Origin of the sequence: Sinomonas terricola, assembly GCF_034931225.1 — a bacterium.
GTDB classification, from domain to species: Bacteria; Actinomycetota; Actinomycetes; order Actinomycetales; family Micrococcaceae; genus Sinomonas; species Sinomonas terricola.
Genome location: NZ_JAYGGQ010000010.1, coordinates 117,286 through 139,501, shown reverse-complemented (window position 1 = coordinate 139,501; position 22,216 = coordinate 117,286). Strand labels below are relative to the sequence as shown.

The 22,216-nt window shown below is 70.2% G+C and carries 21 protein-coding genes; 11 read left to right on the top strand and 10 right to left on the bottom strand.

The window, feature by feature from the left end; translation table 11 throughout:
- Positions 1-23 precede the first annotated feature (23 nt).
- The gene (locus SPF06_RS13705; RefSeq protein ID WP_323279664.1) at positions 24-485 is read left to right on the top strand and encodes an SRPBCC family protein; all 462 of its coding nucleotides are present in this window, start codon (positions 24-26) and stop codon (positions 483-485) included.
- 82 nt (positions 486-567) lie between these two features.
- Here SPF06_RS13705 and SPF06_RS13700 read toward each other — a convergent pair whose 3' ends face one another.
- From SPF06_RS13700 to SPF06_RS13675, 6 genes are all read right to left on the bottom strand, one after another.
- Positions 568-1,374, bottom strand: coding sequence for a creatininase family protein (locus SPF06_RS13700; protein WP_323279663.1), 807 nt, complete (start codon positions 1,372-1,374; stop codon positions 568-570).
- On the bottom strand, positions 1,371-2,810 hold the full coding sequence (locus SPF06_RS13695) for an FAD-binding oxidoreductase (RefSeq protein WP_323279662.1): 1,440 nt from the start codon (positions 2,808-2,810) through the stop codon (positions 1,371-1,373). Before SPF06_RS13695 ends, SPF06_RS13700 begins: the two co-directional genes overlap by 4 nt.
- Before the next feature lie 11 nt (positions 2,811-2,821).
- Entirely contained in the window at positions 2,822-4,012 is a 1,191-nt protein-coding gene (locus tag SPF06_RS13690; protein WP_323279661.1) for an ABC transporter substrate-binding protein, read from the bottom strand.
- Between the two features lie 80 nt (positions 4,013-4,092).
- A complete protein-coding gene (locus SPF06_RS13685) occupies positions 4,093-4,962 on the bottom strand; it encodes an ABC transporter permease (RefSeq protein ID WP_323279660.1) in 870 nt (289 codons plus the stop codon).
- Positions 4,962-5,729: an ABC transporter ATP-binding protein gene (locus SPF06_RS13680; RefSeq protein ID WP_323279659.1), complete on the bottom strand. Its 768-nt coding sequence runs from the start codon at positions 5,727-5,729 to the stop codon at positions 4,962-4,964. The genes SPF06_RS13685 and SPF06_RS13680 overlap by 1 nt, the downstream gene beginning before the upstream one ends.
- An 11-nt stretch (positions 5,730-5,740) precedes the next feature.
- Entirely contained in the window at positions 5,741-7,171 is a 1,431-nt protein-coding gene (locus SPF06_RS13675) for an amidohydrolase family protein (RefSeq protein ID WP_323279658.1), read from the bottom strand.
- A gap of 152 nt (positions 7,172-7,323) precedes the next feature.
- Here SPF06_RS13675 and SPF06_RS13670 point away from each other — a divergent pair, with 152 nt between their 5' ends.
- The 4 genes from SPF06_RS13670 (at position 7,324) to SPF06_RS13655 (ending at position 11,061) form a co-directional block, all read left to right on the top strand.
- Entirely contained in the window at positions 7,324-7,992 is a 669-nt protein-coding gene (locus SPF06_RS13670) for a helix-turn-helix domain-containing protein (RefSeq protein WP_323279657.1), read from the top strand.
- Entirely contained in the window at positions 7,989-8,945 is a 957-nt protein-coding gene (locus SPF06_RS13665; protein ID WP_323279656.1) for a PDR/VanB family oxidoreductase, read from the top strand. Before SPF06_RS13670 ends, SPF06_RS13665 begins: the two co-directional genes overlap by 4 nt.
- A 3-nt stretch (positions 8,946-8,948) precedes the next feature.
- Entirely contained in the window at positions 8,949-10,319 is a 1,371-nt protein-coding gene (locus SPF06_RS13660; protein WP_323279655.1) for an amidohydrolase family protein, read from the top strand.
- Positions 10,320-10,686: 367 nt separating this feature from the next.
- On the top strand, positions 10,687-11,061 hold the full coding sequence (locus SPF06_RS13655; protein ID WP_323279654.1) for a DUF1272 domain-containing protein: 375 nt from the start codon (positions 10,687-10,689) through the stop codon (positions 11,059-11,061).
- Positions 11,062-11,182: 121 nt separating this feature from the next.
- On the opposite strand, the gene SPF06_RS13650 is transcribed toward SPF06_RS13655, so the two are convergent.
- The 4 genes from SPF06_RS13650 to SPF06_RS13635 are packed head-to-tail and all read right to left on the bottom strand — an operon-like array spanning position 11,183 to position 16,788.
- Entirely contained in the window at positions 11,183-12,463 is a 1,281-nt protein-coding gene (locus tag SPF06_RS13650) for a M20 family metallo-hydrolase (protein ID WP_323279653.1), read from the bottom strand.
- Entirely contained in the window at positions 12,460-14,076 is a 1,617-nt protein-coding gene (locus tag SPF06_RS13645) for an amidohydrolase (RefSeq protein ID WP_428985770.1), read from the bottom strand. The genes SPF06_RS13650 and SPF06_RS13645 overlap by 4 nt, the downstream gene beginning before the upstream one ends.
- Before the next feature lie 44 nt (positions 14,077-14,120).
- Positions 14,121-15,437 carry an MFS transporter gene (locus SPF06_RS13640; protein WP_323279651.1) on the bottom strand — a complete coding sequence of 439 codons (1,317 nt, stop codon included), beginning with the start codon at positions 15,435-15,437 and terminating at the stop codon, positions 14,121-14,123.
- 52 nt (positions 15,438-15,489) lie between these two features.
- Positions 15,490-16,788, bottom strand: a complete 1,299-nt coding sequence (locus SPF06_RS13635; RefSeq protein WP_323279649.1) for an aminotransferase-like domain-containing protein — start codon at positions 16,786-16,788, stop codon at positions 15,490-15,492.
- Between the two features lie 122 nt (positions 16,789-16,910).
- Here SPF06_RS13635 and SPF06_RS13630 point away from each other — a divergent pair, with 122 nt between their 5' ends.
- The 6 genes from SPF06_RS13630 to pip all read left to right on the top strand — a co-directional run bounded on the left by SPF06_RS13630 (position 16,911) and on the right by pip (position 21,830).
- Positions 16,911-17,819, top strand: coding sequence for a LysR family transcriptional regulator (locus tag SPF06_RS13630; RefSeq protein WP_323279648.1), 909 nt, complete (start codon positions 16,911-16,913; stop codon positions 17,817-17,819).
- Positions 17,820-17,932: 113 nt separating this feature from the next.
- Positions 17,933-19,330, top strand: coding sequence for an MFS transporter (locus tag SPF06_RS13625; protein ID WP_323279647.1), 1,398 nt, complete (start codon positions 17,933-17,935; stop codon positions 19,328-19,330).
- Positions 19,330-19,704, top strand: coding sequence for a RidA family protein (locus SPF06_RS13620; RefSeq protein ID WP_323279645.1), 375 nt, complete (start codon positions 19,330-19,332; stop codon positions 19,702-19,704). Before SPF06_RS13625 ends, SPF06_RS13620 begins: the two co-directional genes overlap by 1 nt.
- On the top strand, positions 19,701-20,348 hold the full coding sequence (locus SPF06_RS13615) for an RraA family protein (protein ID WP_323279644.1): 648 nt from the start codon (positions 19,701-19,703) through the stop codon (positions 20,346-20,348). Before SPF06_RS13620 ends, SPF06_RS13615 begins: the two co-directional genes overlap by 4 nt.
- A 10-nt stretch (positions 20,349-20,358) precedes the next feature.
- The gene (locus SPF06_RS13610) at positions 20,359-20,841 is read left to right on the top strand and encodes a class I SAM-dependent methyltransferase (RefSeq protein ID WP_323279643.1); all 483 of its coding nucleotides are present in this window, start codon (positions 20,359-20,361) and stop codon (positions 20,839-20,841) included.
- Positions 20,842-20,858: 17 nt separating this feature from the next.
- The gene (pip, locus tag SPF06_RS13605) at positions 20,859-21,830 is read left to right on the top strand and encodes a prolyl aminopeptidase (RefSeq protein WP_323279642.1); all 972 of its coding nucleotides are present in this window, start codon (positions 20,859-20,861) and stop codon (positions 21,828-21,830) included.
- Positions 21,831-22,216 lie beyond the last annotated feature (386 nt).

The following is a 22,216-nucleotide window of genomic DNA, read 5'->3' as shown; positions in this document are numbered from 1 at the left end:
GGCGCGAAGCCTAGGATGGAGCCATGGCCGCCTTCACCGTGACTCGCAGCGCGTTCATCCCTGCCACGCCGGAGCAGATCTTCCCCCACGTCAACAACTTCCACCGGTGGACCGCGTGGTCGCCGTGGGAGGACCTCGACCCCACCCTTGAGCGCGCGTACTCAGGCGCCGAGGAGGGCGTGGGCGCCCAGTACGCATGGCAGGGGAACCGCAAGGTCGGGTCCGGCCGGATGGAGATCGTCGAATCGACCGCGTCGAGCCGCATCCGCATCCGGCTCGAGTTCATCAAGCCGTTCCCGGGCGTGAACCCCACGACCTTCACGTTCGAACCCCAGTCTGGCGGCACCCGGGTCTCGTGGACCATGGAGAGCGACCCGCAGGGCTTCGCGAAGATCTTCGCCCGGTTCATGAACATGGACAAGATGGTCGGCAAGGACTTCGAGAAGGGCCTCGCCCGGCTTTCGCAGGCTGCCGTCAAGGCTTAGCAGAGCTCAGCGGCCCAACGGTGCAGCGCCCGCCCTCAGCCCGGCAGCGTGGAGGCGCACGCCGTCAAGGCGTCGAACGGGATCATGCCGGGAGCGGTCCGGCGGCCACGCGCGCCCGGGCGTGCTCGAAGCGCGAGATCTCGCGGAGCGACGCGACGGCCTGCTCGACCGAGGCCTCCCAGAGCACGCGCCCATACTCGGCGGTGGCCTGGGTCGGATCTCCCACGACGCCGGGCGTCCCAAAGTCGTTCGAGAGCCACCCGAAGCTCACGGGCCGGCCGTTGAAGCCGATGAGCCCGAAGTCCGCGAGGTGCTCGGGCACCCACCGCTCGGCGAGCGAGAGGTCCACGAGGTCGGGCCGCAGGTGCAGCACAAGCGAGGTCTCGGCTGCGCCCCCGTGGATGCCGAGGCCGTGCTCGTCGAGGCCCTCGCCCGCGGGCGGCGCGGCCGGGGCGAGCGAGGGCATGAGGAACGTCTTAAGCCCGAAGCGCTTCCGGATCTCCCGGAGCGCGACCTGCAGCAGCGCGACATTCCCGCCGTGCCCATTCACGAACACGAGCGTTCCCGCGCCCATGAGCTCGACCGCCCGCCCCACCTCGACGACGGTCCGGAACACCGTCTCGGCGTCGAGCCACACGGTCCCCAAGGCCCAGCTGTGCTCGTCCGACTTCGTGTACGCGAGCGTCGGCAGCTGCCACACCTCGAGGCCCTCCTCCGCGGCGCGTTCGACGGCGGCGCTCCCCACGGCTTCGGCGAGCAGCACGTCCGTGACGAGGGGGAGATGCGGGCCGTGGTGCTCGATCGCGCCGGTCGGGATGACGACGATCGAGTCCTTCGTGATGCGGCTCGCGAGAGTCGGCCCCGCGAGCTCGGCGATATGACGGTTCATGCAGTCTCCTGGCTTCCTTGCTGCGCGGATCTTGATGGCTGCGCTGATCCTGTCGATCCTGTCGGCTGCGCGGATGGTGCCGGCTGCGCGGATCTTGTCGGCTGCGCCGACGCGGTCGAGTTCCCCACAGCGACGAGCTCGGGCGCGCCGAGGTGGCCGGGATTGAGCAGCCCGTCCGGGTCGGTGCGCGCCTTGAGCGCGAGGAGCTCCTCGACGCCGTGGTCCACGTAGAACTGGTGCGGGCTGTGCACGCGCACGCCGAGCCCGACGAGCTTCTCATACCCCGCGTAGACGTCCGCGGCCCCCGTGTATTCGGCCGCGAGCATGCCGATCGGGAATACGTGCGCGGCCTCGATGTGGAGCATGCCGCCGGGGTAGACGTCCTCGACCTCGTGGATGCGGTCGATGAGGGCCTCCCCGCCGACCTCGACGTGGAAGTACTCCTTGTCGGGGCTGTTCTTCTTGAGCCACCAGATGGGGTGGTTGTAGGAGAGCATCGAGACCTTGACCGTCTGCGGGGCGCCCTCGCGGACGGTCTCGACGGCGCCGCCGGCCGTCCTGACGAGGGCGGACGCGGCGTCGAGCGCCGTGGCGTCCACGATCGCGCGGAGGCTCGCGCGCCCGGCCGGGATCGCGGCGTCGGCCGGGAGCCGATCGGCGACGGCGGCCCGGTCCGCGCTCACGAGCCGCGGGGCGGGCTCGAGGCCGCGCAGCGTGCGCACCGCAACAAGCGCCTCCTCGAACGAGGGGAAGCTCGCGTAGAGGGCGCGCCAGTCCTGCGCGGGCTCGAGCTGCACGGTCGCGCGGGCGATGATCCCCGCCGTCCCGTACGTGTGCACGAACGGCTGCGCCTCCGCGCCCTCGACATGGACGAGCGTGGGCTCGGGGCCCGGGAGGGCGACGTCAAGCGAGACGACGAAGCCCTCCCAGTTCGAGCCGTGCGCGATCGACCCAGTGCCGCCCGAGCCCCCCGAGAGGAAGCCGCCCAGAGTGGACTGCGCCGTCGAGGGATACATCCACAGCTGCTGCCCGCTCGCGATCGCCGCCTGCTCGAGGAGCACCATCGGCGCGCCGGCCTCGGCGGTGATGACGCCGTCGCCCACGCCGACGACGGCGCGCGCCCGGCTCGTGTCGAGCACGAGGCCGCCGTGCAGCGGGATCCCCTGCCCGTAGTTCCCAGTGCCCTTGCCGCGCGCCGTGACGGGCACGCCGTGGCGGGTCGCTGCGGCGAGGACGGTGGCGATCTCCTCGGCGCTCGCGGGATACGCGACGAGGTCGGCGAGGCCGAGCGGGAGCTGCTCGGAGAGGATAGGGCTCATCGTCGCCTCGTCGACGGATGCACGTTCGCGGGTCTTGATGTCTGCGCTCACGCCGCGCTCGCCGAGGAGGCCGACGAGTTCGGCGCGGAGCGCCTCGAGGGATTCAGGGGCAGCCATGGTGGTCCTTCTCAGAAGCCGAAGCTGATGCTCGGGTCGAGGAACTGGTTCGTGACGAGGTCGTCCGCTGTGAGGCCGCTCTTGACGTGGCCGCCGGACGAATCGAAGATCGGGCCCGCGGCCTTGATGAGGTCCGTGACGCGTGCCGAGTCCATGGCCCCGACGTGGCCGTGGCCGGCGTCGGTCGCGATCTTGAGGTCCTTCATCTGCGCGACGGCGGCCTTGCCCACCTCGGCGTCGTACGTCCAGCCGTTGTTGTAGGCCTGGACGAGCTTGACGATGAGGTCATTCGTGGCGGCCGGGTCCTTGATGAAGTCGACGTCGGCCTGCTGCATGACCGGGACGAGCTTCTTGAGGCACGGCGAGAGCGAGGAGAGCTCGGAGCTGCGCACCGACATCGTCTCGGGGTACGGCGACCAGCCGGTCTCCGCGACGAGCTGGAACTTGAGCGGCTTGCCCCACGCCGGGACCTCGTTCTGGTACACGTACGGCTCGGCGGTCGCGAAGCCCTGCTGCGCGTCCTTGCCCTTCGCGGTGACGAACTTCGCGGGCGTGCCGTCATAGCTTCCGTCGAGGACGCTCTTGGGCAGGTAGCCGGTCTGCGACAGGTACGTCATGTAGGCGGCGCCGTTGAAGTAGCGGACCACGCCGCCGCCAGCCGCGAGCTTCGTGCCGAGGTCCTTGATCGTGGAGACGTCCGGGTACGTCTTCGGGTCCCACATGACCATCATGGGCGACTTGTCATTCTCGGCGAACACCGCCGTCGTCGGCATGTTGCCGGAGAACTCGATGGCCTCGTCCGTCGAGACGTAGCCGAGGGTGATCGACTTGTCCTGGGCCATCTGTGCCGAGACGGTCGAGAAGCCGATGGCCGGCCCGCCCGCGCGGACCTCGAGCTTGACGCCCGTGGGCTTGCCGTTCGCGTAGAGGTCGCCCGTGACGGACTTCTTGTTGGCATCGATGGTCGGGTTGGGGCCGAGCATCTGGTACACGTGCCCGTGGTCCGCCTCCGGGTTCCAGTCCGTCTGGACGACGACGGTCGCGGGGCACGCGCCCGAGAGGTCGACGGCGGGGCCCGTCGCCGCGGGGGACGGCGACTTCGCGGCGGAGTCGGCCGAGCCGCTCCCCCCACAGCCAGTGAGGGCGACGGCAAGGGCGGCTACAGCCGTGGCGACGGCGGCAGCGCGGGATCGAGTGCGCATGGGTGCTCCGTTTCTTGGGTGGGTGGGCGGGAAAGAATGGGGCGGTGGGACGGAAAAGAGGTGCGGGAAGGAAGGATGAGCTAGCTGAAGTCGAACCATCGGCCCACGGCGAGGCGGCCGAGGAGCCCGAAGACGAGGAACACGGCGATGCCGTAGAGCGAGGCGATGATGATCGTCGCGTAGAGCTCGGGGCCCATGAGGCGGGACGCGGTGACTTGGATGAGCACGCCGAGGCCCGGGTTGCCGCGCTGGAAGAACTGGTCTCCGACGATCGCCCCGATGACGGACAGCCCCGCGGACGTGCGCAGGCCCACGAAGATCGAGGGGAGGGCGGCCGGGATCTGGAGCTTGAGGAGCCGCGTGAGCGGGCCCGCCCCCTGGAGGGCGAACAGCTCGCGCTGGGCGCGGTCCGTCGCGTGGAGGCCGAACAGGGTGTTCGAGACCATGGGGAACAGCGCGATCATGACCGTGACGATCACACGCGAGACGAAGTCGTACCCGAACAGGGCGCCGATGAGCGGCACGAGCGCGAGGATCGGCACGCACTGGAGCACGACCGCGTACGGGTACAGGGCCTTCTCGAGCCCCTTGGCCTGGGCCATGACGGTGGCCCACAGCACCCCGATGACGATCGCGATCGCGAGGCCCGTGAGCGAGACAACCGTCGTGCGCCCGAGCGACGCCCACAGTTCGGGGTTGAAGCCCGTGGGGGCGCCGTTGGGCCGTGTGTCATGGATGATCGCCATGAGCACGAGGTGCGGATACGGGACGAGGTACGGGAGCTGTACCTGTTGGTCGTAATAGGCGGCGGCCGCGTACCAGAGCCCCACGAAGAGGCCGAAGACGACGACGGGCTGCCACCACGAGCCGGGCCTTCGCGGGCGGCGGGCCTTGAAGGCCGAGGCCGCGGCGGCGGTGCGGCGCGCGGCCGTCTCCTGGAGCGTGGCCATCAGCGGTGTCCTTCCCTGAGCGCGTGCGAGACTTCGCCGACGAGCTCGGCGAACTCGGGCGTGAAGCGGATGTCCGGATCGCGCGGCATGGGGAAAGGCACGTCGAAGCGCTTGACGACGGCGCCCGGCCGGCCGGACATGACGACGACCTTGGTCGAGAGGTAGACGGCCTCGGAGACCGAGTGGGTGATGAAGAGCCCCGCGAAGCGCTGCTCGACGAAGAGCCGCAGGAGCTCGTCGTTGAGCCGTTCGCGCGTGATCTCGTCGAGGGCCCCGAACGGCTCGTCGAAGAGGAACAGCTCGGGATCGAGCGTGAGGGACCGGGCGAGCGAGACGCGCATCTTCATGCCGCCCGAGAGCTGCTTCGGGAGGTGCTTCTCGAACCCGGTGAGGCCCACGAGGCCGATCGCGGCGGCGGCCTTCGCGGTCCGTTCCGCGGCGGGTGCCTTGTGGAGCTCGGCGAGCAGCTCGACGTTGCCCTGGACGGTGCGCCACGGGAGCAGCGTCGCGTCCTGGAACACGTAGCCGATGCGCTTCGCGCTCACGTCGGCAGTGCCGCTCGAGGCTGATTCGAGCCCGGACGCGATGCGCAGGAGCGTGGACTTGCCGCAGCCGCTCGGCCCCACGATCGAGACGAACTCGCCCCGGTCCACCGTGAGGTCCACGCCGCTGAGCGCGACGGTGCCGTTGGGGAAGACGAGTTCGAGGCCGCGGAAGTCGAGGAGCGTGCGGACATCGATCGGGGGAGGCGCGGTGGCGGTCGGCATGAGGGGTCCCTTCAGGAGGCGGGGGCGGCGGTGGGCACGCGGGCCGGCACAGGGGCGGGCGCGTGGGCCGGAGGGCGAGGAACGGCCGACGGCGGGACGACGGCGGGCGGGGGCGGCGCCGTCGTCGTGCGCACCGGGAAGGCCGCCGCGGGGTGCGGGTTGACGCCGCCCGGCCCGACGGCGGGGAGCGCGCGGCGCACTTCGGTGGCCGCGACGATCCGGCCGCGGTGGATCACGATGCGCTCGGCCGGGGCACTCGCGATCGCGTCGGCGAGGTTCGCGGCGCGGATCGCGAGGAAGTCGGCCTGGGCCCCGGGGGCGGCGCCCGCGGGGGCGAGGCCCATGACCTCGCGGGCCCCGTGGCTCACGAGGTCGTACGCCTCCGTTGGCGAGAGGTGGCCGGCTGTGACGAGGAGCGAGGCCGTCTCGAGCGCGTCGCTCCGGCCCACGGGGTTGAACGGATCGCGCACGTTGTCCGCCCCCGCCCCCACGCGGACCCCCGCGTCGAGGAGCTCGCGCAGCGGCGGGAGGCCGCGCGGCGTCGCGACGGGGTGCTCCCAGCCCTGGAGGTAGAGGTTCGTGATGGGCAGCGTCACGATGCCGAGGTCGGCGTCCCGCACGTCGCGGATGACGGCGCCGCGCCGCGCGGCGTCGAGCGTTCCGAGGCGCACGCAGTGGCCCGCCGTGCGGGTGCGCCCGCGCGGCCAGTTCCGCACGGCCCGCGCAAAGGCGTCGAGGGTCACGGGTCCGTCGAGGTTCTCGTCCGTGTGGAGATCTGCGCCGATCTCGCGCCATTCGGCGATCGCGAGGAGGCGCGAGAGGTCCGCCGCGGGGTCCGGGGCGAGGTGCGGCGCGCCGCCCACGAGGTCGACGCCAAGGTCGAGGACCGCTTCGACGTGGCGGTCCGGCGTCTGCGGGCCGGCGAGGGCGACGAGCTCGAGATCGAGGAGGCCCGCGAGCTCCTCGCGGACCTGAATGAGGGCGCGGGCGCCGCGCGTGGCGTGCTCGACGCTCGCGCAGCTGTTCGGCGGGCCGTCTGCGCCGAGGACGTCCACGTGGGAGCGGATTGCCGTGATGCCGGAGGCGAGCATCGCGAGGGCCTGAGCGCGTGCGCGCCCTGCGATCTCGTCGACGGTCATCGTCGCCGTGTGGGCGCGCCACGCCGCGATCGCGGACGGGAGGTCGCCGAGCGGCGGATCGATCGCGTCGAAGCTCAGCGCCTTGTCGAGATGCGCGTGCGGCTCGGCCGGCGCGGGGAGGAGGAGCCAGCCGGTGAGGTCGAGGCTCGTCTCGTCGGGGCCGGTCGTTTCGCGGGCGGCGGGCCTGCCGGCCGGGACGACGTCGCCGACTGTGCTCCCCGCGATCGAGAGGTCCACGATTCGCCCGTCGGGCAGGCTCGCATTGCGGACCGCGGTGAGCTGGCGGGGCAGCGAACCTGGCATGTGATCCTCCGAAATGGGGTGTCACGGCGTCGTGCTGGCGGATAGAATGTTGATCTCATCAACATTGTTGATGCTACGGAGTCGAGGTTTCCCATGTGTAAAGTCCCGATTTCTCTTTGTTTCCCTTGCGCGTCGGTTCTGGGACGGCGGCCGTGAGCGTCACGACCCGGCCCTCGCCGTCGGGCGCTCTGTCAGGCGACCCCACGCCGTCGCGCGTCGTCGACGAGCAGGCGCAGCGGATCGGCGGCCGCATCCGGCAGATGCGCCGCTCGCGGGGGCTCACGCTCGTGCAGCTTGCTGAGCGCACAGGGCTCTCGCATCCGTTCCTGAGCCAGCTCGAGCGTGGCCACGCGCGCCCGAGCATGGTTTCGCTCGACCGCATCGCCTCCGCCCTCGGCACCACCCAGGTGCAGCTCATCGCCGCGGGGGACCCGGGGCGCCGCGCTCCCGACGACGGCCGGCCCGACGTCCTGCGCGCCGCCGAGGGAGCCCGCACCGAGTTCCCGCACGGCGAGGTCCGGCTGCTCACGCGCGGCCGCCGCGCGTTCGATCCCATCGAATGGCGCGGCGCCAACACGGATCTCGGCGACTATTTCCGGCACCGCGAGGACGAGTTCATCTACGTCGTGAGCGGATCGCTCACGCTCGACCTCGAGCAGGACGGAATGGTGCGCCTCGAGGCGGGCGACTCCGTCTACTACCGCGGCGGGACGGCGCACCGCTGGTGCTCGCCCGACGGATCCCCGTACCACCTCGTCGTGGTCAAGCAGCAGCCCGACGCAATGAAGAAGCCCGACGACGAACCCCAGGAGGGTGCATGATCGACCTCTCGTCCCGCGCCGAGCACGACGTCGTCGTGGCGGCCAAGACCGAGGCGGCGGACGGCGTCGTCGTCCTCGACCTCGCGGCCGCCCACGGCGCCGCGCTGCCCGCGTGGAGCCCCGGCGCGCATATCGACCTCGTGCTGCCCACGGGCGAGGAGCGCCAATACTCGCTGTGCGGGCCGCTCGGCGCCGACGCGTGGCGGGTCGCCGTGCTGCGCGAAGAGCGCGGGCGCGGGGGCTCGGCGTACATCCACGACGAGCTCGGCGCGGGGACGCCGCTGCGGGCCCGAGGACCCCTCAACCACTTCGAGTTCCGCCCCGCGGAACCCGCGCTGTTCATCGCGGGCGGCATCGGGATCACGCCGCTCGTGCCGATGATCGAGGCCGCCGAGGCGAGCGGCACGCCGTGGCGCCTCGTCTACGCCGGGCGAGAGCGGGGGTCGATGGCCTTCGCGGAGGAACTCGAGGCGAAGCATCCGCAGAAGGTCGAGCTGTGGGCGAGCGGCGAGGGGCGTCGCCTCGACCTCGGCGAGCTCCTGGGCGTGCCCGTGCCCGGCATGGCCGTGTACTGCTGCGGGCCCGCCCGGCTCACCGACGCCGTCGAAGCGGCCATGCACGCGTGGCCACACGGGTCCCTGCATGTCGAGCGCTTCGTGCCGAAGGCTGTGGAGGGGGCCGCCGACGTCGAATTCGAGGTCGAGTTCGCCCTCTCGGGGGCCACGCTCACCGTGCCGCCCGGGCGCTCGGTGCTCGACGTCGCCGAGGACGCGGGGGTGCTCGTGCTCTCCTCGTGCCGCGAGGGGACGTGCGGAACGTGCGAGACGGCGATCCTTGCGGGCGCCGCCGACCACCGGGACTCGATCCTGAGCGAGGACGAGCAGGCCTCCAACCGCACTATGATGATCTGCGTCTCGCGCTCGCGCGGCGAGAAGCTCGTCCTGGAGCTCTGAGCCGTGCTCACGATCGCGAACGCCGACCGCGTCCTCGTGGACCCGTCGACGGAGCTGGGCGGCGGCCCGGACGCGCCCGAGCTCACGGTCGACGACGGGTCGCCGCACCCCAGCGTGCTCGACGCCTCGGGCTGCGTCGTCACGCCCGGCCTCGTCAACGCGCACCATCATCTCCTCCAGAGCGCGTTCCGCACGCTCCCCGGCACGCGCGGCGTACCGATGGCCGAATGGCTTCCCGCGATGGCCGCCGCGTACGCGCGCGTGGGCCATGACCCCGAGAGCTACTCGCTGGCCGCGTCCATCGGCGCCGCCGAGAGCCTCCTGTGCGGCGTCACGACCATCGCGGACCATCACTTGAACTGGCCGCACGGGGCAGCGATCGCGGACACCGTCGCTTTGGCGCGGGCGACGGCGGATGCGGTCCGCGCGCTCGGCGCGCGCCTCGTGTTCGTGCGCGGCTCGGCGCGCGACGACCCCGAGTGGGCGGCGGAATCGGCCGACGCCGTCGCGACGGCGCTTGTGCCCGACGGGGCGTTGGCAACGGGTGCCGGGGGAGAGAGCTCCGGGGGAGTGCACGCCAGCGAAGTGCGTGCCGGGGGCGTCACGGCGGACGGCATGCTTCAGGTCGCCGTCGGCCCGGCCGGGGTCCACTCGGACTCGCGGGAGACGTTTCTCGCGCTGGGCGCGGTCGCGGCCCGCCGCGGCCTGCGCCGTCGCACCCAGGCCAACGAGCAGGTCGATACCGCGATCGCGCTCGAACGCTACGGCCGCAGGCCCCTCGATCTCCTCGATGAGTGGGGCTGGCTCGAGCCGGGCGTCACTCTGGCACACCTGTGCGACATCACGCCGTCGGAGATCGCACGGCTTGCCCAGGCGGGCGTGACGGCGACGCACGCCCCGGGGTGCGACGTGCCCATGGGGTGGGGCATCGCCCCGGTCGCCGCGCTGCTCGACGCGGGAGTCGCCGTCGGCCTCGGCACGAGCGGCGGCGGAAGCAACGACGCCGGGCACCTCCTCGCGGACGCGCGACTCGCGATGCAGGTCTCGGGCCTCGCAGGGGCTCAGCTTCCCGCGCGAACCGTGCTCGGGATGGCGACCGAAGGTTCAGCGGTGGGTCTCGGCCGGCCCGAGCTCGGGCACCTCCGCGCTGGCTCGGCCGGTGATCTCTGCGTGTGGGACGTCTCCGGGGTCGCCGACGCGGGCGTGCACGATCCCGTGGCCGGGCTAGTGTGGGCCTCGCCGGGCCGGCGGCCGAGGCACGTCGTGGTCGGCGGGCGCGTGGTGGTGCGGAACTACGAGCTCGTCACCGCGTGCGAGCGGGAGCTCGCGGCGCGCCTCCGCGAGCGGCTCGCGCGGACGCCGACGGTGATCTGACAGCCAGCCCTGACGCCCGGGCCGGTGCCGGCCTGTGGCCGGCGGGTGGCCTCGGTGCGGAAGTGGACGACGGCGGCCCGTGAGGGGGCGTACGCGGGCCGCCGTCAGCTTGTGGTCACCGAGGGAGAGGATCCCTTGGCGGCGGCTCCTCACGTCGGAACCAGTAGCGCGGTTTCGCGAAGAAGATGTAGAGGAACGTGGGCGCGGCCATGACGAGATTGAACAGATTCGGCTCACGGATGGCGCGGCCGGTTGCCAGCCAGAGCGCGCTGTAGGCGACCCATAGTGCCGCCAGCTCGCGAGATAGAGGGCGGTCCGGCCCAGCCAGGTGCTTGGTGTCTTGGCCTCCGCCAACTTCATTGCTGCCATGTTCATCCCCCAAATGAAAGCTGCAGTTGGAAGTGACACTAGACGATTTTCCCCGAATTGTCACGCCGCCGCCCCTAGCGGCAGGGGCTACGCTGCTTGCGGGAGGCGCCACATGCTCGAACTTCGACCCAACTGTGAGTGCTGCGACCGCGACCTTGCGCCGAGTAATGCCGACGTCTTCATCTGCACGTTCGAGTGCACGTGGTGCGCCGACTGCGTTGCGACGTTTCCCGGGCGCGCGTGCCCCAATTGCGGCGGCAATCTCGAGCGTCGGCCGGTGCGCCCGTCCCATCTGCTCGCGACGCATCCGGCAAGCACGGTCCGCGTGACCTCGCCAGACTGCAGAGAGCGGTTCCGGGCTGTGATTCCGTAGCTCGGGGCCGGCCCGCGGTGCAGTCCGCTTCTTCGGCGCCGACACGCTGATTTCGGCCGACACGCCGCGTTCCCGACTGGTTGGGAATTCACAACCGGTCAGGAGCGCGCGGTATGCCCCCTCAGCCCTCCAGATCCCCGGCCGCGAGCCGCTCGACAACCTCGGTCAGCATCGCGACCCCGGCCACGAGGTCCTCGTCCTTCGTGTATTCGGCCTCGTTGTGCGAGATCCCCTCGACGCTCGGCACGAACAGCATGACGGTGGGCACGAGATCCTTCATGTTCGTCGAGTCGTGGCCCGCGATCGTCATGACGGGCTTGTGCACGAGGCCGAGATCCGCGGCAGCCTTCGCGGCGAGCTCGACGCCCTCGGGCTGGTACGGCATGACGGGCCACGAGTGCGACGTGCGCCGTTCGATGCGCACGCTCGCTGCGGTCTCGATCGAGGCCACACGCTCGTGCAGGAGGGCGTCGGCCGCGGCGAGCGCGTACTCGTCCGCCGACCGCAGGTCCAGGAGGAGCTCCACGCGGCTCGGCACCACGACCGGCGAGTTCGGGTACACCGAGAGCTGCCCCACCGACGTGTGCACAACGCCGGGGAACGCGTCCGCGATCTCGCGCGCCGCGACCACGAGCATCGAGGCGCCGAGGAGCGCGTCGTGCCGGTCCGCGATGACGGCCGAGCCCGTGTGCGCCTGCTCGCCGTGAACGACGAATTCGTACTTGTTCGCGGCCCAATTCGAGTGCACGAGGCCGATCGTGATCCCGTCGCGTTCCATCGAGCGCCCCTGCTCGACGTGGATCTCGGCGCAGAACGCCGCGTCCGGCCCGTCCCAGTCGCCGCGCATGCCGAGCGCGTCGAGCGCCTCGCCGACGCTGACGCCGGCCGCGTCCTGCACCGCGAGCGCGTCCTCGAGGGCGAGCTTCCCGGTGTACACGGACGAGCCCATCATGGACGGCTTGAAGCGGCTGCCCTCCTCGTTGAACCAGTTGACGACGGCGACATTCAGCACCGGGGGCCGGCCCGTCCCCCGTCCCGCACATACCTTCCACCGCTCCGCGATCCGGAACGCGGCGTGCGCGGCGGCTAGCACGCCGTACGCGCCGTCGAACTTCCCCGCGGTCGGCTGCGAGTCCATGTGCGAGCCGACGACGACGTACGGCGCGCCCGGCACGGCCTCGAGCAGCCCCCATTGGTTGCCGATCCGGTCGTAGCGCACGTCGAAGCCCCGCGCGGCCAGGAGGGATGCTAGCCAGCGCCGCTGCTCGCCGTCGGCCGTCGTCGCCGCCTGGCGGTCCACGCCGCCGCGGCCGGTCGCGCCGAAGCTGCTCATGGTCTGGAAGTCGGCAAGGAAGCACGCGTCGGAGACGTCGGCGCCCGAAAGGATGGCGGGGGTGGTCATGCTGAGACTTTCTCGAGGAGGGAATGGGTCGGAGCACCGCCGAGGAACGTGGCCTCGACGGCGAGGTCGGTTAGCTGGGGCGCGTCGAGCGGGCTGCCGGAGAGGACGACGGCGTCCGCGAGCTTCCCGGGGGACAGCGAACCTTTGAGGCGGCTGGCCCCCGTGGCCGCGGCGGCCCCGGTCGTGTAGAGCGCGAGGGCCTGGCGGCGCGTGAGCCGCTCCTCCGGGCTGCCGAAGACGGCGCCCGACGCCGTGAGCCGGTCCACGTAGGCCTGCATGCCGCGCAGCACATCGCCGTCCGCTACGGGGCGGTCCGAGCTTCCGGCGACGACGATCCCGGCCTCGACGAACGACGCCGCGCGGTACGCCCACGCGGCCCGCGCGGCGCCGAGCGAGGCCGTCATGCCGTCCCCGCCGTCGCGGAAGAAGCTCGACTGCGGAGTGACCGCGATCCCGGCCCGCGCGAGCCGCGCCACCTGATCCGGCCGCACGATCGACGCGTGCTCGATCCGGTTCGGCAGCGCGCGCCGTCCGTAGCGCGACTGGAGATCGTCGAAGATGTCGAGGGCGAGGTCGACGGCGCGGTCCCCGATCGCGTGCGCCGCGACGGCCCAGCCGGAGCGGTAGGCCGCCTCGATGGCCGCGCGGAGCGCGGCGGGATCGTCCTGGAAGTAGCCTGCGTGGGAGCCGTGCGAGCAGTACGGCTCGCTCACGGCCGCGGTCTCGCCGAGGAGAGAGCCGTCGAGGAACACCTTGGCCGGCCCGAGCGAGAGCATGTCGGAGCCGAAGCCCGAGTGGATCCCGAGGTCGAGGCCCGTCCCGAGGCCGTCTGAAGGATGCCCGGAGAGCGGGCGGAGCGCGTCGAGGACGGGCATGAGCTGCGCCCGGGCCGCGAGCGTTCCGGCCGCGGCGGCGCGCTGGAACGCGGCAAGCTCGGCGGGGCTCTGCCCGATCCAGCCCGCCCCGATTCCGGCGTCCGTGAAGCTCGTGATGCCCTGGCTCGCGTACGCGGCGGTCGCGCGTTCGACGGCGGCCTGCAGCCGTGCGAGCGGGCGCGGCTGGAAGAGGGCCTGGAAGAGTTCCTGCGCGGTCTCTTCGACGACGCCGGTGGGCCGACCTGCCGCGTCCCGCACCACGGTGCCGCCCGCGGGATCCGGCGCTCCGGCGTCGTGCAGGCCCGCGAGACGCAGCGCCGCGGTGTTGACGACGGCGAGGTGCCCCGAGTTGTGCCGCAGGAACAGCGGCACGTCCCCGGTTGCGGCGTCGAGCTCCGAAAGGTCGGGGAAGCGGCCGCCGAACAGCCGGTGATTGAAGCCCGAGGCGACGAGCCATTCGGCGGGGGCCCCATCGTCGTCGTCGTCCATCTTTTCGACAGCCCTCCGCAGGAGCGCGTACAGCTCCGGGAAGTCCGCGCAGCCCTCGACGGACGGCTCGATGAGGCCGAGGCCGAACCACGCCGTGTGGCAGTGCGCGTCGATGAAGCCGGGGACGACGGTGCGGCCGCCGAGGTCGAGGACCTCGCGGGCCCCGACGCCGTCGAGTTCCTCGTCGAGGCCCACGATCCGGCCGTGCAGCACGCCGAGGGAGCGTGCTGCGGGCCGGGCCGGGTCCATCGTGACGATGTCCGCGTTGCGGAGGATGAGGTCTAGCTTCGGGCTCACGCCTTGACGCCCGCCTGCTTGATGCTCAGGGAGGGGAGGACGACGCCCGCGAGGGCCGTGAAGAGGGCGATGCCGACGAGGAGCCACGCGCTCGGGACCCACGAGTTCGCGGTCGCGGCGAGGGTCGCCGTCGCGATGAGGGGGATGAAGCCGCTCAGGAGGCCCGCGAGGTTCGCGGAGATCGCGACGCCCGTGAAGCGCGTGCGGGTCGGGAAGAGCGCCGTGAGTGCGGCCCCGGAGACGGCGTAGGGGATCGAGAGGGCGCACACGCCCACCGTGATGCCGATGACGACGAGGACGGGGCTCTTGCTCTGGACGGCGAGGAAGACGGGGAACGCGAGGAGGGCGCTTGCGACGCCGCCGAAGATCACGACCTTGCTCGCCCCGAAGCGCTCCGCGAAACGGCCGCCGCCGATGAGGATCGGGATCTCGAAGACCGCCGCGATGAGCGGGGCGACGAGCATGAGGGTGCGGTCGAGGTGCAGCACTGTGGTGCCATAGAAGACGACGAAGGTCGTCACGAGGTAGAAGCCGCCGACGCCGAGGAGGGTCGCCGCCATGCCGACGATGATCTGCTTCCACGAGTTCTTGAGGACCCCGCGGATGGGCGCGTGCTCCGTCTCGCCCTGCTCCATGAGCGCCTCGAATTCGGGGGATTCGGAGAGCTTCGTGCGGATCCAGAGCGAGACGGCCAGGAGCGGAATCGCGAGGAGGAAGGGGATGCGCCAGCCCCACGCGTCGAAGCTCTCCTTCGTCACGAGCGCGCCGAGCAGGGCGAAGCCGCCCGAGGAGAGGATCGTGCCGAACGGCGAGCCGAGCTGCGGCATCGCGGCGTATCGCCCGCGCTTGTGCAGCGGGGCGTTCTCGACGGCGATGATCATCGCGCCGGACCACTCCCCGCCGACCGCGAGGCCTTGCACGATGCGCAGGAGGATGAGCAGGATCGGCGCGGCGATGCCGATGGCCGCGTAGTTCGGCAGGACGCCGATGAGGCCCGTGACGACGCCAATCCCCACGATCGTGATCATGAGGATCTTCTTGCGCCCCACCTTGTCGCCGAGGGCACCGAAGACGAGGCCCCCGACGGGCCGCACGATGAAGCCGATCGCGAGGGTCGCGAAGGAGAAGATGCCGGCGAGGATCGCATCCTTCGTCGCGAAGTACTGAACGTTGAACACGACCGCCGAGGCGGTGGTGAAGAGGAAGAAGTCGTACCACTCGAGGGCCGTGCCCACGAGTGCGCCGATCGCGACGCGTTTGGTGACTCGTTCGTCGATGGGGAGGGCCGCGGCTGCGGCGGTGGGCGTGCTCATGATGCTCCTGGGGGCGTGGGAGTGGGCGAACGTGATGTGGCTCTCAGGCTGGTCATTCCATCGTGACAGGAGGATCGCCCAAGGGGACTAGCTGTTTTCCCTCGGTTTCGCGGTCTGGAGTGTGCAAATGCCCAATCGCCAGGGCTTCCCTCAGGAGCTCGCCGAGGATGGCCGCGCCCTTTCGGATGTCCTGAATGGACGGGAGGCAGAAACTCAGGCGCAATTCGGAATGGCCGGCGCCATTCGTGTAGAAGGCCGTCCCCGGGACGTAGACGATGCCGCGTTCGATCGCCTCCCACACGAGTTCTTCGGTATCGATTCCGTCGGGGACCTTGACCCACAGGTAAAAACCCCCGGTCGGCCGGTTCCATGTGCATCCGGGCGGCATGACTTCGGCGAGGGTCTCGACGAGAGCTTCGAATTTGGCCTTGTAGATTCCCCGGTAGACGTCGAGGGTGTCCTTCCATGCGGCGTCGTCCAGATAGGCCGCCATGATGAGTTGATTGAAGACAGCCGGATTCAAGGCAGCGGTTTCCGCGATGTTGACGAGCTGGTCGTGGATCGAGTCCGGCGCAATCACCCAGCCAAGGCGGAGTCCGGGAGCGAACATCTTCGAGAACGACCCGAAATAGAACGTGATGTCGGGGAATTCGGGCTGGATGGCGGGCATGGTCTGGCCGTCGAAGCCGAGCAGCCCATACGGGTTGTCCTCGAAAAGCAGCATTCCGTTCTTGCGGCAGATATGCCCGATCTTGATCCGACGCTCCGGGGAGAGATTCATGCCACCGGGGTTCTGGAAATTGGGGATCGTGTAGAGCACCTTGGGGGTCTTGCCCGCGGCCCTGGCTTCATCAATGAGCCTCTCAAGCTCCGACGGAATGAGCCCGTCGCCGTCACTGGGCACGTGGACGACCTCGGCCTCGTGGCTCGTGAGGACGGACATCCCGCCCGCGTAGGAGGGGCCTTCGGCGAAGACGACGTCCCCCGGGTTGATCGTTGCATGCGCCGCGATATTGAGGGCCTGCTGCGATCCCGCCGTCACGATGACCCGGTCGGGGTGAGCGGTGACGCCCTCGAGCGCCATGACGTCGACGATGTGCTTCCGGAGCCGCGGGATGCCGTCGCTCGCCCCGTATTGAAGGGCGACGCCGCCCTGCTCGGCGAGGATGCGCCGGGCTTCCTCGGCGAGCTTGTCGAACGGCAGCGCGCCGAGGAATGGGGCTCCATTGGCGAACGAGATGATGCCAGGCCGTTGGGCCGCGCGGAAGACCTTGCGGACCTCGGAAGGCCGCCCGGCCTTGGCGCGGTCCGAAAGCGCGATCTCGAACGTTTCCTGACAGGACTGCTGCATGCTGATCCTCACGGCACTGATCGGGGGAGGGTTTTCCTCAACTATCGGCCCGGAGCTAAATGCTGTCTAAGACCTATGGGTGCTTGTTCACATGCCGTATCGGCATGATCCATGATGGAGCCATGAACTTCCGCCGCCTCCAGTACTTCTTGGCAGTGGTCGACGCCGGGACCGTGACGGCCGCTGCCGAGAGGCTGCACGTCGCCCAGCCGGCGGTGAGCCGCCAGCTCAAGACCCTCGAGCGCGAGCTGCGCCTCCAGCTCTTCGAAGCTCAGGGCAATCGCCTCGCGCTGACCTCGGCGGGGCGGGCGCTCGTGCCGACGGCGCGCCGGCTCATGGTGGAGACCCGAGGGTTCGAGGAAGCCGCGACAGTTCTTCGGACAGGTCGCGTCGAGGAACTCGTTGCCTCGACGACGAGCGCTTCCCTGCGGGTCTTCCTCGCGCCGTTCATCGCGACGACCGGCCCGGACGATCCGAAGATCATCGCCCGCGAAGTCAGCCATTTCGACATGACCGACTCGCTGCGGCTCGGCTGCGACTTCGCGATCTCGCCCGCGGCGCCCGACGGCGCGCTGCGGCACGTTCCGCTGGGCAAGGTGGCGTTGAGGGCGTTCGTCTCGCCGGATCACGAGTGGGCCCGCACGGGCGTGACGGAGCTTCCCATCTCGGCGTTCGCGGGGTCGACCGCGATCCTCGCCTCGCACCACAGCGTGAGCCGCTACATCCTCGACGACGCGCTCAGCCGCGCGGGCGTCGCTTTCCCGAGCGTGACCGAGTGTGACGACGGCCAGACCGTGGTCGCGCTCGCCGCCGCAGGGCGCGGGGTCGGCTTCGCGACCGAAGGCTCGCTCTACGGGGCGCATCCGATCGTGGTCCTCGACGACGCGCGGGCGGGTGGGGCTTCGAGGCCGCTCGCGCTGCCGCTGCACGTCGCCTGGATCCCCGGTCATTTCGCGGAAACCATCATCGAGGGGATCGCCCACAGGATTCGCGACTTCCTCACAGCGCAGGGGATCACACTCGCCGAGTGACTGTGGAAACGCACAGCGAGCTGGGCGAAAACCGCGGAATAACGTCATTGATGGCGTGAACTGCGTCACGGGAGAGTGGATTACCCCGTACCCGCATTCCCTTGGAGCCCCTCATGTCTCACGACTCCCCCGCCCCCGGGAGCCCCGCCGTCGCCCGCCTCGATCAGCGGAAGATGAACAAGATCGCCCTCGCGAGCGTCATCGGCACCACCGTCGAGTGGTACGACCTGTTCCTCTTCGGCACCGCCTCCGCGCTCGTCTTCAACAAGATCTTCTTCCCGTCCTTCGACCCCGTGGTCGGCACGATGCTCGCCTTCGGCACGTTCGCCGCCGCGTACGTGGCCCGCATGGTCGGCGCGATCATCTTCGGCCACTTCGGCGACCGACTGGGCCGCAAGTCGATGCTGCTCGTCTCGCTCCTCACGATGGGCGCCGCGACGTTCGCAATCGGCCTCGTCCCCGATTATCACGCGATCGGCGCCCTCGCACCCCTCATCCTGCTCACGCTCCGCGTCATCCAAGGCCTCGCGCTCGGCGGCGAGTGGGGCGGCGCCGTCCTCATGACCGTCGAGCACGCGCCGGCCGGCCGCCGCGGCTTCTTCGGCTCGCTCGTGCAGGTCGGCGTTCCCGCCGGGACGCTCATCGCGAACGTCGCCTTCCTCGTCGTCGCGGCAACGGTCGACGGCGCCTCGCTCACCTCGTGGGGGTGGCGCGTCCCGTTCCTCGCCTCGGCGGTCCTCGTCGCCGTCGGCCTCTACATTCGCCTCAACATCGAGGAGACGCCCTCGTTCCAGGCCGTCCGCGAGACCGGCACGAAGGCGAAGATCCCGTTCGCGGCCCTCATGCGCCGCTACTGGAAGCAGGTCGTGCTCGGCGGCGTCGCCACGCTTTCGACCGGCTCGACGTTCACGCTCATCACCGCCTCCGCCGTCGCGTACGGCAAGAAGGACCTCGGCCACAGCGACACGACGATGCTCACCGTCGTCATGGTCTCGTGCGCGCTGTGCTTCGTGCTCATCCCGTTCTTCGGGCGGCTGAGCGACCGCCTCGGGCGCAAGCCGATCATCATGGGCGGCATCGCCGCGGAGGCTCTGCTCGCGTTCCCGATGTTCTGGCTCATGGACACGAAATCGGTCGCGTTCCTGTACGCCGCGTACCTCGCCATGATGACCGCGTTCGCCGCGAACTACGGTCCTATTGCGACGTTCCTCGCGGAGCTCTTCGGCTCCAAGGTGCGCTACTCGGGCCTCTCGGTCGCGTACATGCTCTCGGGCCTCCTCGGCTCGGCCGCAACGCCGTTCGTCACGACGTGGCTGCTCGGGCTGACCCACCAGAGCTCCTCCGTGGCCTGGTACATCCTTGTCACCGCGCTCGTCTCGCTTGGGGCGTTGCTCGTGCTCACCGAGACGCGGTTCGGCAACATCGACGCTGTAGAGGAATATCCGGCGCTGCACGGCGACCCGACCTCGCGCCCACAGCCCGCCGATCGCGCGGACGCCGAGGCGCGTTGATGCAGCGGATCGCGACGGCGCCCGGGCTTCCGGGCGCCGTCGGCCCCTTCTCGCAGGCCGTAGTCGCGAACGGGTTCGTGTTCGCCTCGGGCCAGATCCCGGCGGGCCAGGGCGGGCTCGACGATCAGCCCGAGGATTTCGAGGGCCAGGTGCGGCGCACGCTTGAGAACCTCCGCTCTGTGCTTGCCGAGGCCGGCTCCGGTCTCGAGCACGTGGTCAAGTGCAACGGCTACCTCACGGCTCCCGAGCAACTCGGGCCCTACAACCGCTTGTATGCCGAGTTCTTCGGCGAGCACCGGCCCGCGCGGACGACGGTCTGCGTTAGCCTGTGGGGCGTGGCGCTCGAGATCGACTGTGTCGCGGTGGTGCCATGAGCCGCGGGGAGCTGCTTGCACGTCTGCGGGCGGTGAGCATCCCGACGCTCGGGCACTTCCTCGAGGACGGCTTCCTCGCCCCCGAGATCCGCCGCCTCGCGGGCTCCGGGACGCTCGCAGGCGTCGCCCGAACGGTGCGGATCTCCGAACAGGACGCGACGGCGATGAACCGCGCGATCCTGCGGGTCGAGCCGGGGGAGGTCCTCGTCGTGAGCATGTCCGGCGACATCCGTCACGCTCCCCTCGGCGCCGTCACCGCCGCCGCCCTGTTCGCCCGTGGTGCGGCCGGCGTCGTCGTCGACGGTGCGGTGACCGACCTCGGCGACCTCCGCGCGTCGGGCCTTAGCGTCTACGCGCGCGGCACGAGCTGCCTCACGACGAAGCGCCGCTTCGGCGACGAGTCCGAGTTGGGCGTCCCCGTCGAATGCGGCGGTGTGCTCATCCGCGACGGCGACCTCGTCCTCGGCGACGACAACGGCGTGGTGGCACTCACCGCGGAGGCCGCCTCCGCCGTCGTCGGCCTCGCCGAGGCCTCCGACGCCGCCGAGCCCGCGCTGCTCGCGCGCATCCGCGCGGGGGAGCCGCTCGCGAATCTGCTCGCGCTCGGTCCGCGCGCGACCTCCCCATCGCAGCCGGACGGATAGAGTCCCTTTCGTGAGCGAGGATCTCTTGTCGATGACGCGCAACGCTTACGACGTGGTGGCACAGAGCTACGCGAGATTGCTGCCCGATGCTTCGTATGAGGCGCCCCTCGATGCGGCGATGATCGAGCATTTCGCGACCCAGCTCGCGCCCGGGGCTCGGGTCCTCGATGCTGGCTGCGGTGCCGGGAGGATGCTTGCCCACCTCGCCTCGTTGGATCCGTCGTTGTCGTTGTCCGGGCTCGACCTCTCGCCCGCGATGGTTGCCGAGGCGCGGACGGCGAACCCTGGGATCGAGATCGCGGTGGGCGAACTGGCGGCGCTCGGGTACGAGGACAGCTCGTTCGACGGTGTGCTCGCCTGGTATTCGATCATTCACACTCCAACGGATGGCCTTGGCGCGATCTTCGACGAGTTCCACCGCGTCCTTAAGGCGGACGGCCTGCTGCTCGCGCTGTTCGCCCCGTTCGACGGTGACCCAATCGGCCCCTGCTAGAGCCGTATCGTGTCACCATGAAATACGCCCCTCTGGTGCCCTTCGATTCGGGGCTGCTCGAGCTCCATGACGGCGCGCAGCTGTACTGGGAGGCGTCGGGGAAGCGTGATGGGCTGCCCGCGCTCTGGCTGCACGGCGGCCCCGGCAGCGGACTGGGGACCGGGGGTTACCGCCGCCATTTCGATCCCGACCGGTACCTCATCGTCGGGATCGATCAGCGAGGGTGTGGGCGCAGCCGTCCGCTCGTCAGCCATGCGCCCGAAACTCTCGCGTCGAATACCACCGAGCGGCTTATCGCCGACATCGAGCAACTGCGCGAATGGCTTGGGATAGAGCACTGGGTGCTGGCAGGCGCGTCGTGGGGCTCCACGCTGGCTCTGGCCTATTCGCTGGCGCATCCTGACCGCGTGCTTGGTCTCGCGCTTGTTGCCGTGACGACTACCGGACGGGATGAAGTCGATTGGATCACGGAAGGCATTGGGCGGGTCTTTCCCGAGGCTTGGCAGGAATTCGCCGATGCCTCACAGCGTGAAGACGGCGAGAGAGTCGTCGACGCATACGCGCGACGACTTGCCTCCGCTGACCCCGTCGACCGGGCAGCCGCCGCGCTCGCGTGGGACGTATGGGAGAACATCCACATTTCTCTTGACTCCCCCGACCAGCGCGGCAGCAGACACGATGACGACTCGGAACGGCTCGGCTTCGCCATGCTCGTGACCCACTACTGGTCAAACGACGCATTCCTGCGCGGCCCCGAGGCGATTCTCGCGAGGGTCAGCGAACTCAAGCACATTCCGGCCCACCTGATCCATGGCAGGCGCGACATTAGCGGACCCGCGATCACCGCGTGGCAATTGCACCGAGAATGGCCATCGAGCACTCTGTGCATCGTCGAAGACGAAGGGCACGGTGGTCCACGCGAGATGGAACTCCTCGATGCGGCGCTTGACAGGCTCGCCGCACGTCACCCGAGTTCTCGCCAAGGCTAGCCGCAGGATTCGCCCAAGTCCGTCCCGCGACCGTTCCATCGTTGGGACCATCGTCCTGTAGGGCCCAACCGCTTTCGGGCATTGGGGTGCGGCTGTTGGGCCCTACGAACCCATTTCGACTGACACGGGAGCATTCGTTGAGCAAGAACTCCGCCGAGCCGGCGACGGCCTCGGACCCTACCGAGTCCCTTTACTCCCCAACGTCGTCCGGGACCGTCAACAGGTCGAATGAATGGGGCACCGTCCTGCCGGGACCGTGGTCGTCGCGCGCGCAGGACAAGACGGGGAATTTGCCCTTGCCTACCGGGATGTTTCGCGAGCTTGAGTGGCCGGCGCGCTGAGCGATTGCAACCAGCGCGCCGGATAGCGCTACGCCCTGAAAGATC